We start from the raw sequence: 14903 nt of genomic DNA, 5'->3' as shown, positions 1-14903 counted from the left end.
TGTCCCACGCTTCGGGCCCGCCGGGGTGGGCGGCACGGAACGCCCTCCTGGCCGCTCCCCTGCCTTGGAGTCCGGAGGCCGGGCGACACGGAGCGCCCGGCTCACCTTCTCGCACACGGCCCGGGACGTCAGTCCTTCTGGCCGGTCGTCAGTCCTTCTGGCCGGTCATCGCCTCCGGGCGGACCCACTGGTCGAACTGCTCGGAGGTGAGGAGGCCCAATTCGACGGCGACCTCCTTGAGCGTCTTGCCCTCCTTGTGGGCCTTCTTCGCAATCTTCGCGGCGTTGTCGTAGCCGATGTGCGGGTTGAGGGCGGTGACGAGCATCAGGCTGCGCTCCAGGTTCTCCCGGATGCGCGGCATGTTGGGCTCGATTCCCACGGCGCAGTGGAGGCGGAAGCTGCGCATGCCGTCCGCCAGCAGCCGGCAGCTCTGCAGGACGTTGTGGATGATGAGGGGCTTGAAGACATTCAGCTCGAAGTTGCCGGAGGCGCCACCGACGGAGACGGCGACGTCGTTGCCCATCACCTGGGCGCACAGCATGGTGAGCGCCTCGCTCTGCGTGGGGTTCACCTTGCCCGGCATGATGGAGCTGCCCGGCTCGTTCTCCGGAATGGTGATTTCACCCAGGCCGGAGCGCGGCCCGGAGGACAGCCAGCGCACGTCATTGGCCACCTTGAAGAGCGAGGCGGCCAGCCCCTTGAGGGCGCCGTGGGCGTGGACGAGGGCGTCATTGCCGGCGAGCGCCTCGAACTTGTTGGGCGCGGTGACGAAGGGGTGGCCGGTGAGGCGGGCAATCTCCTTCGCGACGCGCTCGGCGTAGCCCTTGGGCGCGTTGAGGCCGGTGCCCACGGCGGTGCCGCCCAGGGCCAGCTCGTACAGGTGCGGCAGGGCCATCTCGAGGTGCCCGCGCGCGTGCTCCAGCTGCGCCACGTAGCCGCTCAGCTCCTGGCCCAGCGTGAGGGGCGTCGCGTCCTGGAGGTGGGTGCGGCCAATCTTGACGATGTCCTTGAAGGCGCGGGACTTCTCCGCGAGCACGTCCCGGAGGGCGTGCAGCTCGGAGAGGACCTGCTCGACGATGGAGGTGGCGGCGGCCACGCTCATCCCAGTGGGGAAGACGTCGTTGGAGCTCTGCCCCTTGTTGACGTCGTCGTTGGGGTGGACCTTGCGCGCCTCGCCGCGCTCGCCGCCGAGCAGCTCCGAGGCGCGGTTGGCCAGCACCTCGTTGCAGTTCATGTTCGTCTGGGTGCCGCTGCCCGTCTGCCAGATGCTCAGGGGGAACTCTCCGTCGTGCTTGCCGGCGAGGACTTCGTCGGCGGCCTTGACGATGGCCTCGCCCTTGTCGCGCGGCAGGCTGCCGTTCTCCATGTTGACCAGCGCGGCGGCCTTCTTCACCAGGACGAGCGCGCGGATGAGCGCGGGGGGCATGCGCTCGGTGGAGATGGCGAAGTTCTGCAGGCTGCGCTGCGTCTGGGCGCCCCAGAGGTGCTCGGCGGGCACCTCGATGGGGCCGAAGGTGTCCTTCTCGATGCGAACGTTCTTCGTGCTCACGCGCAGGGCTCCTCGAAAGGGTGGAGGCGGGGCGCCAGGGCATAACAGGCCGGGCCTCGCGGCCGCCGCCCCGGCGTGATTACCGTTGTACCGTGAGCACTCCCACCTCGAGCGGCACCATCCGAGCCCTCCTGCTCGCCCAGGCGCGGGGCACGCCCATGCTCCGCGTCCCCGAGGCCCGGGCCGTCGAGGGGCGGGGCCTGGAGGGAGACCGCCACTCCCAGCGCGCGCTCGGGCACAAGCGCCAGGTGCTGCTGCTGGACGAGGCCTCGCGCGCGGCGCTGGACGTCCCGGTGGGCGCGCTGAAGGAGAACGTGCTGGTGGAGGGGCTGCCGCTGGACACCCTGCCCCCGGGCCAGCGGCTGGCCATGGGGGACGAGGTGCTGGTGGAGCTGACGGAGCCGTGTGTGCCGTGCTGGAAGCTGGACGCCCTGCGCCCCGGCCTCTTGAAGGAGAGCTGGGGTCGGCGCGGTCAGCTCGCGAAGGTGCTGCGGGGCGGCACGGTGCGCGAGGGCGACGGCGTGCGGCTCCTGGACGTCAACCCGGATGCGCCGCGCATCATCCGCCCGAAGCTGCCCTGAGCCTCAGCGGTGGTGGAAGCCGCGACTGTCGGCGGGCGCCTGCGCGCGCTCGGACAGGCCGTAGTCCCGGAGCACACCGGCCACGCGGAGGCGGTAGTCCTCGAAGACGGAGGCCCGGCCCTTCGCCTGCGCGGCGCGGTGCGGCTCCAGCCGGCGCCACGCCTCCACGGCCTGCTCGTCGCGCCAGAACGACAGCGAGAGGAGCTTCCCCGGGTCCGTCAGGCTCTGGAAGCGCTCGATGGAGATGAACCCGTCCACCCCTTCGAGCAGCGGCCGCAGCCCCGCCGCGAGGTCCAGGTACTCCTGCCGGCCATCGGCGTGGGGACGCACCTCGAAGATGACGGCAATCATGAGCGGACCTCGCGTTGGAAGAGGGGGATGCGCCCGTTCACCGAGGGCACGTAGGACACGCCGCGCGCGGCGGCGCGAAGGAGGCCGGGGTCGGCCGTGAGCAACTCCTCGAGCGCGCCCCAGGCCATCCACTTCACCAGCGCCTCACCGGGGCAGGCGTGCACGCCCGCGCCGAAGGTGAAGGAGCGCCGCGCCTTCCGGTCGACGTCGAACCGGTGCGGGTCCTCGTTGAGGGCCGGGTCTCGATTGGCGGCGGCCAGGATGACGAGGACGGTGTCGCCCGCGGCCAGGCGCTGGCCTTCGATGACGGCGTCCTCCGCGAGGAAGCGCCGCGTGTTCTGCACGGGCGCGTCATGCCGGAGCACCTCGTCCAGGATGTGAGGCAGGAGCCCGGGGCGCTCGCGCAGGGCCGGCTGCCCGAGCAGCGCCAGGACGGTGTTGCCCAGCAGCCCCGCCGTCGCGTCATGCGTCTGTGACAGCAACCCGATGGCGTTGGCCAGCAGCGCTTCCCGACCCTGCGCGCCGAAGCGCTCGGCCCCTCGGGCGAAGAGGGCCAGCGGCCCCGCGACGTCGGCAGCGAGCGCGGCGCGGAATACCTCCAGCAACCCGTGTGCGGCCCGCTCGCCCGCTTCGAGCCGGTCCATGTCCGCCCCCGGCGCAAGGCCCCGCACGAAGTCCCCCGTCCACACGGCGACCTGGGGGAGCCCGTCCTCGGAGAGCCCGAGCAGGCGCCCCACCACGGACAACGGCAACTGGAATGGAAGCGAGTGAAGCCGCTCGGGCCCACCCAGCAGGCGCGTCCGGCGCCGCGCCTCCTCCCGCACCTGCCGCTCCCCGAAACCACCGAGGAAGGAGGACACGGCCTGCTTCATCGGACAATGAACAGGGCCGTCGTTCATCCTCACGAGATGCCGGAACACCGCCGCGGCCCCGGGGCCGAGCGCTCGCGGCACCGGCTCTGTCACGGGGCGGACACGGCAGGCGGGGTGCGTGAGGACGGCGCCCACCGCGCGAGCGCTCGACGCAATCCACATCCGCGACGACTCATCCCAGAAGAGGGGCCGGCGAGCGACGAGCTCCGCGTAGAAGGAATACGGGTCCGGGTGCGTCGGCGCGGCGAGCGCGTCTTTCGGCTGCGACATCCAGGGCTCCTCCCGCCGCCGGGAGCATCCGGCGGCGAGGAGGTTCTACGGGCGCGGCCCGGGCCGACGTTTCGGCCCCGGCCGAAGCATGGAGCAGGCGCTAGACGCGCGTCTCGACGTGCGGCTCGTCGGAGTTCCCCAGGTTGCCGAGCCAGTCCACGGTGCTCTGCAAGGGGGCCTTGCCCAGCGCGGACGACGGCGTGAAGGCCCAGAGCGCCAGGTACACGATCATCGTCGTCCCGAAGGACAGCAGGAGCGAGACGAGGAAGGCCACGCGCACCACCGCCGGGTCCAGGTTGAACTGACGCGCCAGCGCCCCGCACACGCCGGACAGCATCCGCCCCTCCACCCCGCGGTGCATCGGCTCCGTCCGCGTCCCGCAGTGCGGGCACTTCGTGGCCTCCACCTTCATCTCCTCCACACAGGCCGTGCAGCGCTTCATGGCGTCCATGGTGTGTCACTCCCTGACGGGCCGCCCTTGGCGTCAACGGCCCTCGTCCCTACCTACGGAAGTCGGCGCTTCCGATTGCGCCCGCCCGGCATCCTCTCGCCGCAGGTGGGTCATCGGCACCCCGGCGGCGCCAGTTTGTTGATTTACAGATTTAATCCGCTACCTGTTGACAGGATTACAGGCAAGCAGGCACAACTTCACCGACACTTCCATTCCTCCCTCGGAAGAACCATTTTCGGTACCGTCGGAGCGATTTACAACGCATCAGGCCAAGGAGTCCGGATGAGCGCGTCAGCCCCTTCGAGCAAGACCCCGACCTTCGGCGCGGGGGTGGTGGTGAAGGGTCCGTGGCACCCCGACTACGCCGAGGTGCTCACCCCCGAGGCGATGGAGTTCGTCGCGAAGCTGGTGCGCACCTTCGCAGAGCGCCGCGAGGCCCTGCTGGAGCGCCGCAAGGTGGTGCAGCAGGCGTGGCGCAAGGGTGAGCGGCCCCACTTCCTGGCGGAGACGAAGGCCATCCGTGAGGGCAACTGGACGGTGGCGCCCCTGCCCGCGGACCTCCAGGACCGCCGCGTGGAAATCACCGGGCCGGTGGACCGGAAGATGATCATCAACGCGCTCAACTCGGGCGCGAACGTCTTCATGGCGGACTTCGAGGACGCCAACAGCCCCACCTGGGACAACGTGGTGCGCGGGCAGCTCAACCTGCGCGACGCCATCCGCCGCACCATCAGCTTCGATGCCGAGGGCGGCAAGCACTACGCCCTCCACCCGAAGACGGCCGTCCTCTTCGTGCGCCCCCGCGGCTGGCACCTGCCCGAGCGCCACGTGGAAATCGACGGCAAGCCCATCTCCGGCTCGCTCTTCGACTTCGCCCTCTTCTTCTTCCACAACGCCCGCGAGCAGCTCGCGCGCGGCACCGGCCCGTACTTCTACCTGCCGAAGATGCAGAGCCACCTGGAGGCCCGGCTGTGGAACGACGTGTTCCACCTGGCCCAGTCGGAGCTGAACATCCCGCGCGGCACCATCAAGGCCACCGTCCTCATCGAGACGCTGCCCGCCGCGTTCGAGATGGACGAAATCCTCTACGAGCTGCGCGAGCACTCCGCCGGCCTCAACTGCGGCCGCTGGGACTACATCTTCAGCTTCATCAAGACGCTCCAGTCCGACACCAGCGTCGTCCTGCCCGACCGCGGCCAGGTCACCATGGACAAGGCGTTCCTCAACGCCTACTCGCAGCTGCTCATCCAGACCTGCCACCGCCGCAACGTGCACGCCATGGGCGGCATGGCGGCCTTCATCCCCATCAAGGGGGACGCGGCCGCCAACGAGGCGGTGCTGGAGAAGGTCCGCACCGACAAGCTGCGCGAGGCGAAGAACGGCCACGACGGCACGTGGGTGGCCCACCCCGGCCTCGTCCCGCTGGCCAAGGACATCTTCGACGCGAACATGAAGGGCGCGAATCAAATCGCCAACAAGCGCGAGGACGTGCGCATCAGCGAGGCGGAGCTGCTCAAGGTGCCGTCCGGCACGCGCACCGAGGACGGCCTGCGCCACAACATCCGCGTCGGCATCCAGTACACCGCCGCGTGGCTGGGCGGCCTGGGCTGCGTGCCGCTCTACAACCTCATGGAGGACGCGGCGACCGCGGAAATCTCCCGCGCCCAGGTGTGGCAGTGGATACACCACGGCGCCTCGCTGGACGACGGTCGCAAGGTGACGGCGGAGCTGTTCCGCACCCTGCTCGCCGAGGAGATGGCCCGCATCGACCAGGAGGGCGCGAAGGAGCGCTACGGCGCCGCCCACCTGGAGCGCGCCCGCGCCCTCTTCGAGCAGCTGTCCACCGCGCCCGCCTTCGAAGACTTCCTGACCCTGCCGGCCTACGAGGCCCTGGACGCGCAGGTCTGATTCCGCAGCACCACCTTCAACCACTTCAACTGTAGCGAGGAGCCTGCGATGTACGACGCCACGACGACGACGACCGAAGCCTCCCCTCACGCCAAGCTCCACGCTCAGCGCTTCGAGGGAATTACCCGCAACTACACCCAGAAGGACGTCGAGAAGCTGCGCGGCTCCATCACCGTCAGCTACACGCTGGCGGAGATGGGTGCGAAGAAGCTCTGGGAGCTGCTCCACACCGAGGACTACATCAACGCGCTGGGCTCGCTCACGGGCAACCAGGCGGTGCAGATGGTCCGCGCCGGCCTGAAGGCCATCTATCTCTCCGGCTGGCAGGTGGCGGCGGACGCCAACTCGGCCGGGCAGATGTACCCGGACCAGAGCCTCTACCCGGTGGACAGCGTCCCGGCCGTGGTGAAGAAGATCAACAACTCCCTGCGCCGCGCGGACCAGATTGACCACGCGGAAGGGCGCAATGACCGCTACTGGTTCGCGCCCATCATCGCGGACGCGGAGGCCGGCTTCGGCGGCCCGCTCAACGCCTTCGAGCTGATGAAGAGCATGATTGAGGCGGGCGCCGCGGGCGTCCACTTCGAGGACCAGCTGGCCAGCGAGAAGAAGTGCGGCCACATGGGCGGCAAGGTGCTGGTGCCCACCAGCCACTTCATCCGCACCCTGACGGCGGCGCGCCTGGCGGCGGACGTCATGGGCGTGCCCACGCTCGTCGTCGCTCGCACGGACGCAGACAGCGCCAAGCTCCTGATGAGCGACGCGGACGAGTACGACCACGCCTTCATCGACAAGAAGGGCGGCCGCACCGCCGAGGGCTTCTACCGCCTCAACGGCGGCCTGGACTGCGCCATTGCGCGCGGCCTGGCGTACGCCCCGTACGCGGACCTGGTGTGGTGCGAGACGAGCACGCCGGACCTGGCCCAGGCGAAGAAGTTCGCCGAGAGCATCCGCGCGAAGTACCCGAACAAGCTGCTGGCCTACAACTGCTCGCCGTCCTTCAACTGGAAGAAGAACCTGGACGACGCGACGATTGCCAGGTTCCAGCGTGAGCTGGGCGCCATGGGCTACAAGTTCCAGTTCGTCACCCTGGCCGGCTTCCACGCGCTGAACTTCGCGATGTACGAGCTGGCCCGGAAGTACAAGGACCGCGGCATGGCGGCCTACAGCGAGCTGCAGCAGGCCGAGTTCTCCGCCGAGAAGGACGGCTACACCGCCACGCGCCACCAGCGCGAGGTGGGCACCGGCTACTTCGACCAGGTGGCCGAGGTCATCTCCGGCGGCAACGCCAGCACGCTCGCCCTGCACGAGTCGACCGAGGCGCACCAGTTCTAGTCGACGCGGGCGCCTGAGACGTCGGAGGCCTGGGAGGGCTAGGCTGGGGACTCACCCCCGCCCTGCCCTCTCACCGTGTCCTCCTCCACTCCGGAAGTCGCTCGCGAAGCCCTCACTGGCGTCCCCTCCTTCCTCACGTTTGGCGCGTGGGAGGCGGAAGGCGTCATGTTCGAGGTCGCCAGCCGCCGCAGGCTCGACACCCGCCAGGTCATCCCCTACTTCGAGCACCAGGGCCGGCTGCACGTGGGCGTCCTCCAGCGGCGGCGCGCGGCGCGGGCCCTGCGCGGCGCGTCCCTGCTCGGCCTGGAGCCCGTGGGCTTCGACTTCGGCGGCGTGGATGAGACCGGAGACATCCTCGAGTACGGCCGCTCCATCTTCAACGCGCGCACCCACGTCCCCATCGACGAGCGGCGCCTGAAGATTCCGCTGCCCAGCTACGCGCGCTCCATCGGTTACCTCACGGAGCTCACGCTCCCGCTCCTGCTCCCCGTCCGCCCTCCCGACGCGGGGGAGCTCGACGTGGAATGGGACGGCGCGCGCCATCACCTCCTCTTCCGCTCCGCGGACGTGCTCCTGGGCGAGCTGGAGGCGGGGGCCCATCTTCACAGCGAGGAGCTTCCCCTGCTGCTGCGGGGGTTGCTGGGCCCCGGCGGTGCCGCGGTGCGCGCGCCCTTCGAGGACTCCCCTGGAGCCAGGGCCCTGCTCGAACGTGAGCCGGCGCGGCACTGGGACGCGGAGCAACTGGCGGCCTTCGTCGAGCGCCCCCTGGACGCGCGAACCACCGCGGGGCCGCGGCGGCGGACGCCTCCCACCGGGGAGGAGCTGCGCTTCCTGCATGCGCACCGCGTCCACCTGGACGGGCGGTGGTGGGAAGTGGTGACGCCGGGCACGGGCCAGTCCCTCACTGTCCTCCCCTTCATCCGCCATGGGGGTGAGACGTACTTCCTGCTGTGGTCGGAGACGCGCGTCGCCGCCCTGGAGCGCCGCGTGCTCCAGCCCCTCTACGATTTGCCCGTACACCCGCGCTACGTGAACGCGACGGGCTTCTTCCTCACGAAGGACGAAGCCCCGGCGCTGGCGTCGGCCACGGCGCTCCGGGAGCTGGTGGCCCGGAGACTGGGCGCGGCGCTCGGCCAGCCCGTGGAGGTGCGAGCTCTGCGACGGCTGGGCGCCGGGGCGGAGCCTGCGCCGGCGGTGAGCTCCGAGGTCCGCCACCGCGTCGCCTGTGAGCTGGATGTCTCGGGCGTCCACGCGCTCCCGGAGGAGGTGTTCCTCATCCGCGCGCCGGAGCTGTCACGCACCGTGGCCGAGGGCCGCGTGAGAGACCCGGTCATCGTCTCCGGGCTGCTCGCGCTAGGGGCGGAGCTGTCGGTGGACCCGCTCCGTGAGGCCCGGACAGCACCCGTGGAGACGCGACGGGTGTTCCTCGACACGATGACGCAGGGGTCGACGGTGCAGCGGCACCTGAAGACCTATTCCTCCATCGAGCAGGAGCAGCTCCAGGCCCCGACCTACGCCCGGCTGATGACGCTGCTGCAGCACGAGTACGGCGTGCGGATGGCCTATCCCCGGAATGAGGCGGACCGCTCCTTCTTCAAGGCCGCCTTCCGCGTCTTCATGGCGGCGGACCGCGGCGAGAACCGGGCGAGCCAGGGGCTGCACTGGTCCCATGACGCGTTCCACTTCGCGCTGGGCAACCCCACGCTGCCCGCCCCGCCCGACTTCGAGCGCTGGTACGTGGAGGGTGAGCCCGTCCCCACCGCTCCGCCTCCCGAGGGCCCCGTCTTCGAGAAATACGCCGGGGCCCTGAAGGCCGCCGAGGATGAGGCGACGTTCTTCAGCTTCTGGACGCTGTACGAGGAAGTTCCCTCGCTCGCCCGGCACGTGGGCTCACTCACCTTCCACCAGGCGCTGCGCGACATGGGAATCACTGAGCGCGCCACGAGCCGCGCCCTCTTCGACGCGCTGACGGTGCGCGCGGAGCTCCCCGCCGAGCTCGAGCGTACGGAGGCCTACAAGAGCCGCGCGGAGGTGCGGGAGCTCTGCGAGTACATGCGCGGCTTCCGCGACTACCACTTCAAGGACATCCGCGAAGCGTGGCGCCACGCGGCGCGCGACATGTACCGGGGCTTCTTCCTGCGCTTCGGAATCTACGCGGGGGACGCGGAGACGTACGTGCGCGGCGTGAAGTCCTTCCAGGACCGGCTGGACGCGTATCCGCCGGGCCTCAATCCGCTCCTGGCGCAGTGCGCGGACGTGCGCGTGGCGCTGGCACTGCGGGTGTACGACGGGACCAAGGCACTCCGGCTGCTCCGCGCGCCCGGGGAGGAGCCGGATGCGGCGGCACGGCAGCGGCGGCGGGAGCTGCTGCACGGGGTGGTGGAGCCCTACTTCGCGGCGCTGGAAACACAGCAACGGGTGCTGGAGGCGCTGCGAGCGCACGTGACGAACGCGGAGCTGGTACCGCGCAACGAGCGCACCCATGCCGACATCCAGGCCCTGGCCGCGACGGTGGAGACGCTGCGTGGACGGCTCTGGGATGAGGTGGAGCGCACCGGCCTGCTCACGGCCGAGAGCGTGGCGGCCGAGCGGACCCGCGAGCTGCCGCGCTGACTCGCCCCCGAGGCCGCCGTGGATGGACGGGCCGTGCGCCCGTAAGTCCGCGGCCTTCGGCCTTTTTTCGGGGGACGCAACTTCCGGCGGGTTCCGGCGATAATGCGGATCAGAGGCCTGAAGCGCGCGAGGTGCGCGTCATCCGGGCCGCGACGGAGCCGCCATGAACCGCATCAACTCCTTCACGGGTCCCCGGGTGCAGCAGCCCACCACCCAGGCCACCAGCGGCGCTTCCCGCGCGGGCTTCGGCTCGCTCCTGCAGGGCGCCGCGGCGGCACCGGCCAACCGTCCGGGCGACCCGATGATGACGTCCGGTGGCGCGGTGGTGGCCTCGGCGCTGGCGTCGGTGGGCAGCTCGCCGCACAGCGGGCTGATGAACTCCTACCTCTCGGCCGTGGGCCGTGGACCCGTTGCCCAGGAGGGCACGCCGGGGCAGGCGCAGGGTGGCACCGCCGCTCAGCCGGGCTCGGAGCAGGCGAAGCAGGAGCAGGCGCTGATGGACCTGGCCGCGCTCTCCGCCGCGACGCTGGGCAACTCCATCATCCACATGGGCAACAAGAACAAGATCAGCCTCGACACCTGAGGCTGCTGGGGCGTCAGCCCTTCTTCTTGTTGCTCTTCTCGTCGTACTCCTTGCGGTATTCCTCCTGGAGCTCGGGCGCGCCCTTCCAGGGCCGCTCGACCTCGGTGCGCTGACCGCCCTGCTGCTCGGAGATGTCGTTGAGGTACTCGGCGCGGCCTTCCGCGGGCACCCTGTCACCGGCCTCTTCGGGGTCCTTCTGCTTCGCCGGGTCCAGGGGGATGCCCGCGCTGCGCTTGAGGTAGTCGTCCTTCGAGTCCATGCGTGGCTCCTTCGAGTCTTGCGGTGCGATGACGCCTTGCCTCGAAGGTGGGGACGGCCGCCCGCCCCGCGCAGGGAGCGGCCGGCCTGACGGGCCCCCGGTGGCCTAGTTGAGGTACTTGGGCCGGGGCGGCTCGGCGGGCTGCTGCTTCATCAGCTCCAGCCCCTGGCGCGTGAGGACGAAGCGCACGACGCCGGAGCCGCGCTCGGTGTCGATTTCCGCCTCGAAGGCCGGGCCGGAGATGCCGCCCAGGGCCACGTCCTTGCGCAGGTTGACGACCCGGCCGCTGAGCATGTCGCCGGCCACCTCCTTCATCCCGTCACCGCGCTGGTGCAGCTCGTAGGCGGCCTGGTGCAGCGTCATCGCCAGCGCGGGGCTCAGCGGCTGGGAGCTGAACAGGACGGAGATGAGGACCCAATAGGGAGGAGCCTGGTCGGAAGACATCGCGCCTCCATCCTAAACGCCCCGGGTGGCGCAAGCCCGTGGAAGTGGCGGCGTCAGGACGAGGGGGCCACACGGGAGCGGGGCTTGCGGCGCGAGACGATGCCCTCCGCGAGCACGGCCTGCTGCTTCCAGTGGCCGTACAGCCGCCCCTGCGAGGCCAGCCGGTCCAGCTTGCGCTGCGTCTCCTCGTCCACGCGGCCGGCGGGGGCATCACGCAAGGGCGTGCCGGGCAGCGGCATGAAGGTGTGCCCATGGACGCGGGCGCCCAGCGCGGCGAGCTGCTCCATGAGGGCCACGGTGGCGTCCACGTCCGAGCGCTCCTCGCCGGGCAGTCCGAGGATGAAGTCCACGTTGGGGACGAAGCCGCCCTCCACCGCGAGCCGGGTGGCGCGCACCACCGTCTCCACGTCGTGGCCGCGGCGGGTGCTCTGGAGGATGCGCTCCGAGCCGGACTGCCCGCCGATGATGAGGTTGTCGTTGTGCACGTAGCGCTTGAGGAGCGCGAGCGCCTCGGGGGTGACGTGCTCGGGGCGGACCTCGGAGGGGAAGGTGCCGTAGTAGATGCGCCCGTCCGGAGCCATGGCCTCGCGCACGGCGGAGAGCAGCTCTTCCACGGCGGCCAGATTCACGGACTCGTCCGCGGTGCCGTAGGACATGGACGTAGGGGTGATGAAGCGGATGTCGCGCCGGCCCGAGCGCCGCAGCTCGCGCGCCCAGTGCGCCACGTTGGCCACGGAGCGATGGCGGAAGCGCGCCTTGCTCATGAAGGGCGTCTGGCAGAAGCGGCAGGCGTAGATGCAGCCGCGCGTAATCTCGATGGCGCCGTACATTGCATGGCGCGCGGCGAAGGGCGGGAAGTCGTCGAGCAACACGCCCTCGCCCCGACCGTTCTGCTTGAGCCTGCCGTCCTCGAGGTACGCGACGCCGTGCGTGGCGCGAGGGTCCTCGCCCCGCTGCACGCGGCCGAGCAGCTCGCGCAGGGAGTGCTCGCCCTCACCCACGGCGATGAGGTCGAAGCCGGCCTGGAGGGTTTGAAGTGGCTCGGCGGTGGCATGGACACCGCCGGCGATGCAGAGCACGTCGCGCCCGTCGAGCCGCTCACGCACCCACGCGAGCTCCTCCACCGAGGGGCCGAAGCTGGCCGAGTAGAACGACCATGCGGCCACCACGGTGTCACCCGCGTCGGCGCGCTCGCGCACGGTGGCCAGCAGCGTCTCGCGGTCTCGTGGGAAGTGGATAGACACGTCCGCGAGCGCCGGGTCCGACTCCACGGCGCCGGCCAGCACGGTGAAGGCGTACTTGCCGGGGTACTGGTAGCTCAGGACGAGCGCGACGCGGCGGTGGGACTCCATGCAGGGAGGGCATGATGCCACAGGCCCCGTGTCGCAAGCCTTTCTGTGAGCAGGCGGGCGGGCGTCCGGGTCTCAGCCCGCGGTGGCGGACAGCGCGTCCCAGGCGGCGCGCACGTGACGCTCCTTCGTGTACGTGCCGCCGATGGACATGCGCAGCACATAGCGCGGGGGCCGGCCCTCCACGGCCGGCAGCACCGTGTGCGTGAGGAACAGCTTCCCCGTCGCGTTCACCCGCTCCAGCAGGGCGCGGTTGCGCGTGTCGGTGGCCTCGGGGGTTTCGCCGGACAAGGGCTTCAGGCGGAAGCACACGAGGGAGAGGGAGCGCGGCGCGGCGAGCTCGAAGCGGCCGTCTGCGGAGACCCAGGACTCGAAGTGCTCGGCCATGCGGATGTGGCCGCGGACGTGGGCGCGCAGGCCGCGCGCGCCGTAGTGGCGCAGCACGAACCAGAGCTTGAGTGCGCGGAAGCGGCGGCCGAGGGGGACCTGCCAGTCGCGGTAGTCGATGACGGCCCCGCTCGCGCTGGCGGCGTTGCGGAGGTACTCGGGCGTCACGCTCAGCGCGTCCAGCAGGGCGCGCTTGTCTCGCGTGTAGAAGGCATTGCAGTCGAAGTTGGTGAGCAGCCACTTGTGGGGATTGAAGGCGAATGAGTCCGTCACCTCCACGCCATCCAGCAGCGCGCGGTGCTCGGGGCAGATAAGCGCGGCGCCGGCCCAGGCGGCGTCGACGTGGAGCCAGCCGCCCGCCGCGGTGACGCCCGTGCGCTCCATGACGGCGCTCACGGCGCGAACGGGGTCGAAGGCACCGGAGGACGTGGTGCCCAGGCTCGCGCAGACGAAGAAGGGGCGGCGGCCGGCAGCCAGGTCCTCGCGGATGGCACGCTCCAGCACCTCGGGGCGGAGCGCCTGGTGGGCGTCGGTTTCAATCTGGCGCACGTGCACCGTGTCATCCGCGCCCCGGGCGACGCCGCAGAGCATGGCGGCCTTGAGCACGGACGAGTGGGCCTGCGTGGAGGAGTAGGCCACCCACCGGGAGTCCGCGGGAGCGCCGTGGCGGCGGACACGCTCGCGAGCGGCGACCATGGCGACGAGGGTGGCCTCGCTGGCGGTGCCCTGGATGACGCCGCCGCCGAAGGCTGAGGTGGAGCGGAAGGACGCGGGCAGGGCCGTAAGTTCCGCGAGCCAGTCCAGCACCCGGGTCTCCATCTCCGTGGCGGCGGGGCTGGTGGACCAGAGCATGCCCTGCACGCCGAGGCCGGCGGAGAGCAACTCGCCAAGGACGGCTGGGCCGGAGGCGTTGGCGGGGAAGTAGGCGAAGAAGGAGGGGGACTGCCAGTGCGTCAGCCCCGGGAGTACGACGTCCTCGAGGTCGCGGAAGATGGCGTCCCAGCCCTGCTCACCGTCGAGGCCCTCTTCGGGAGGATGGGCGGGAAGCTTCGAGGCTATTGCGCCGGGGGACACCTGCGAGCGGACGGGGAAGGACTCCAGGCGGGACCAGTAGTCGGCAATCCAGTCGACCATCTTGTGCCCGAGCTTCCGGAACTCCTCCGGGCTCAGATGGGGAACCGCTTCGTCACCGTCACGCGCGTCGTGGCTCATGCGCGCGGTTCCTCCCATGGGTGGAGCGGAGCTTCAAGCGCCGGGTGTGGACTACCCTGGGTCGAGGGCCCAGGTTCCCTCCTTCCAACGCTCCAGCGCCTGACCTGCTTCGAAGGCGATGAGTCCCTGCCCCCTTGCCACCTGCTCCAAAACCGCCACTGCCTCGTCGGTGCGGTGACGAAGGAGATACACGGCAGCCATCGTCCGGACATCCACCCTGGGGTGGGCAAGAAGCGCGGCGAGCGCATCGCGCCCAGCGTCTCCGTGAGCACGTAGTTGCTTGAACGCGGCAGCACGCTGGCGGGCGTGTTTGTTGCCGGTCTTCGCGTCCCCTCGCCAGATGGCCTCGGTCTGGGCAGCGACGTGGTGCGCGAATTGTTCCACCAACTCCTCGAGGGGCATCACAAGATTGCCGTCTTGAAAGTCACAAACTTCCGCGCCACTAGCCTGGGTCCAAAGCCCATGTGCCCTCCTCCCAGCGCTTCAGAGCTTCGGAAGCCGAGAAGGAGACCATTCCTTCGCCTCCTGCCGCTTCACGGAGCACCGCTTTGGCTTCCTCAGTTCGATGGCGGAGCAGAAAAGCCGCAGCTTTGACCCGTACGTCCATTCGTGAATGGGTGAGCAATGCCGCGAGCGCGTCCCTTCCCGCATCCCCTTGTGCGCAGAGCTTGTCGAACGCCGCGTTGACCTGCCTGGCGTGCTTGTTCCCCGACCTGGAATCCCCCTGACAGATGGCATC

General features: G+C 70.3%; 14 protein-coding genes. 5 read left to right on the top strand and 9 right to left on the bottom strand.

What is annotated here, in order from left to right; genetic code table 11:
• Window positions 1–148: 148 nt before the first annotated feature.
• Window positions 149–1549, bottom strand: coding sequence for a class II fumarate hydratase (fumC, locus tag G4D86_RS47585; RefSeq protein ID WP_164002196.1), 1401 nt, complete (start codon window positions 1547–1549; stop codon window positions 149–151).
• Window positions 1550–1641: 92 nt separating this feature from the next.
• On the opposite strand from fumC, the gene G4D86_RS47580 reads away from it, so the two are divergent.
• Window positions 1642–2130, top strand: a complete 489-nt coding sequence (locus G4D86_RS47580) for an MOSC domain-containing protein (protein WP_240360882.1) — start codon at window positions 1642–1644, stop codon at window positions 2128–2130.
• Between the two features lie 3 nt (window positions 2131–2133).
• Here the strand turns inward: G4D86_RS47580 and G4D86_RS47575 are convergent, their stop codons facing one another.
• From G4D86_RS47575 to G4D86_RS47565, 3 genes are all read right to left on the bottom strand, one after another.
• Window positions 2134–2481, bottom strand: coding sequence for an antibiotic biosynthesis monooxygenase family protein (locus tag G4D86_RS47575; RefSeq protein ID WP_164002195.1), 348 nt, complete (start codon window positions 2479–2481; stop codon window positions 2134–2136).
• Entirely contained in the window at window positions 2478–3623 is a 1146-nt protein-coding gene (locus G4D86_RS47570; protein WP_164002194.1) for a cytochrome P450, read from the bottom strand. Before G4D86_RS47570 ends, G4D86_RS47575 begins: the two co-directional genes overlap by 4 nt.
• A 100-nt stretch (window positions 3624–3723) precedes the next feature.
• The gene (locus G4D86_RS47565; RefSeq protein ID WP_164002193.1) at window positions 3724–4074 is read right to left on the bottom strand and encodes a PspC domain-containing protein; all 351 of its coding nucleotides are present in this window, start codon (window positions 4072–4074) and stop codon (window positions 3724–3726) included.
• A 282-nt stretch (window positions 4075–4356) separates the two neighbouring features.
• Between G4D86_RS47565 and aceB the strand changes: the two genes are divergently transcribed.
• The 4 genes from aceB to G4D86_RS47545 all read left to right on the top strand — a co-directional run bounded on the left by aceB (window position 4357) and on the right by G4D86_RS47545 (window position 10513).
• Window positions 4357–5982, top strand: a complete 1626-nt coding sequence (gene aceB, locus G4D86_RS47560; protein ID WP_164002192.1) for a malate synthase A — start codon at window positions 4357–4359, stop codon at window positions 5980–5982.
• A gap of 48 nt (window positions 5983–6030) precedes the next feature.
• On the top strand, window positions 6031–7317 hold the full coding sequence (gene aceA, locus G4D86_RS47555) for an isocitrate lyase (RefSeq protein ID WP_164002191.1): 1287 nt from the start codon (window positions 6031–6033) through the stop codon (window positions 7315–7317).
• Window positions 7318–7482: 165 nt separating this feature from the next.
• Window positions 7483–9930 (top strand): hypothetical protein, encoded by a 2448-nt coding sequence (locus G4D86_RS47550; RefSeq protein ID WP_164002190.1) that lies wholly within the window; start codon window positions 7483–7485, stop codon window positions 9928–9930.
• Between the two features lie 163 nt (window positions 9931–10093).
• A complete protein-coding gene (locus tag G4D86_RS47545) occupies window positions 10094–10513 on the top strand; it encodes a hypothetical protein (RefSeq protein WP_164002189.1) in 420 nt (139 codons plus the stop codon).
• 13 nt (window positions 10514–10526) lie between these two features.
• On the opposite strand, the gene G4D86_RS47540 is transcribed toward G4D86_RS47545, so the two are convergent.
• The 5 genes from G4D86_RS47540 to G4D86_RS47520 form a co-directional block, all read right to left on the bottom strand.
• On the bottom strand, window positions 10527–10772 hold the full coding sequence (locus G4D86_RS47540; RefSeq protein ID WP_164002188.1) for a hypothetical protein: 246 nt from the start codon (window positions 10770–10772) through the stop codon (window positions 10527–10529).
• Between the two features lie 105 nt (window positions 10773–10877).
• Window positions 10878–11216 carry a hypothetical protein gene (locus G4D86_RS47535; protein WP_164002187.1) on the bottom strand — a complete coding sequence of 113 codons (339 nt, stop codon included), beginning with the start codon at window positions 11214–11216 and terminating at the stop codon, window positions 10878–10880.
• Window positions 11217–11269: 53 nt separating this feature from the next.
• Entirely contained in the window at window positions 11270–12568 is a 1299-nt protein-coding gene (locus tag G4D86_RS47530) for a TIGR04013 family B12-binding domain/radical SAM domain-containing protein (RefSeq protein WP_164002186.1), read from the bottom strand.
• Window positions 12569–12640: 72 nt separating this feature from the next.
• Window positions 12641–14164 (bottom strand): pyridoxal-dependent decarboxylase, encoded by a 1524-nt coding sequence (locus G4D86_RS47525; protein ID WP_164002185.1) that lies wholly within the window; start codon window positions 14162–14164, stop codon window positions 12641–12643.
• A gap of 51 nt (window positions 14165–14215) precedes the next feature.
• A complete protein-coding gene (locus G4D86_RS47520; protein WP_164002184.1) occupies window positions 14216–14566 on the bottom strand; it encodes a DUF2019 domain-containing protein in 351 nt (116 codons plus the stop codon).
• Window positions 14567–14903: the final 337 nt, after the last annotated feature.

Source organism: Pyxidicoccus caerfyrddinensis (genome assembly GCF_010894405.1).
Lineage (GTDB): Bacteria > Myxococcota > Myxococcia > Myxococcales > Myxococcaceae > Myxococcus > Myxococcus caerfyrddinensis.
The sequence above is the reverse complement of the archived record's forward strand: the minus strand, read 5'-3'. Positions and strand labels throughout refer to the sequence as shown.

Bases quoted from the DNA above. Each gene is read 5' to 3' on its own strand.
- G4D86_RS47575 (WP_164002195.1), bottom strand. From the start codon at position 2,481: ATGATTGCCGTCATCTTCGAGGTGCGTCCCCACGCCGATGGCCGGCAG.
- G4D86_RS47570 (WP_164002194.1), bottom strand. From the start codon at position 3,623: ATGTCGCAGCCGAAAGACGCGCTCGCCGCGCCGACGCACCCGGACCCG.
- G4D86_RS47565 (WP_164002193.1), bottom strand. From the start codon at position 4,074: ATGGACGCCATGAAGCGCTGCACGGCCTGTGTGGAGGAGATGAAGGTG.
- aceB (WP_164002192.1), top strand. From the start codon at position 4,357: ATGAGCGCGTCAGCCCCTTCGAGCAAGACCCCGACCTTCGGCGCGGGG.
- aceA (WP_164002191.1), top strand. From the start codon at position 6,031: ATGTACGACGCCACGACGACGACGACCGAAGCCTCCCCTCACGCCAAG.
- G4D86_RS47550 (WP_164002190.1), top strand. From the start codon at position 7,483: ATGTTCGAGGTCGCCAGCCGCCGCAGGCTCGACACCCGCCAGGTCATC.
- G4D86_RS47545 (WP_164002189.1), top strand. From the start codon at position 10,094: ATGAACCGCATCAACTCCTTCACGGGTCCCCGGGTGCAGCAGCCCACC.
- G4D86_RS47540 (WP_164002188.1), bottom strand. From the start codon at position 10,772: ATGGACTCGAAGGACGACTACCTCAAGCGCAGCGCGGGCATCCCCCTG.
- G4D86_RS47535 (WP_164002187.1), bottom strand. From the start codon at position 11,216: ATGTCTTCCGACCAGGCTCCTCCCTATTGGGTCCTCATCTCCGTCCTG.
- G4D86_RS47530 (WP_164002186.1), bottom strand. From the start codon at position 12,568: ATGGAGTCCCACCGCCGCGTCGCGCTCGTCCTGAGCTACCAGTACCCC.
- G4D86_RS47525 (WP_164002185.1), bottom strand. From the start codon at position 14,164: ATGAGCCACGACGCGCGTGACGGTGACGAAGCGGTTCCCCATCTGAGC.
- G4D86_RS47520 (WP_164002184.1), bottom strand. From the start codon at position 14,566: ATGCCCCTCGAGGAGTTGGTGGAACAATTCGCGCACCACGTCGCTGCC.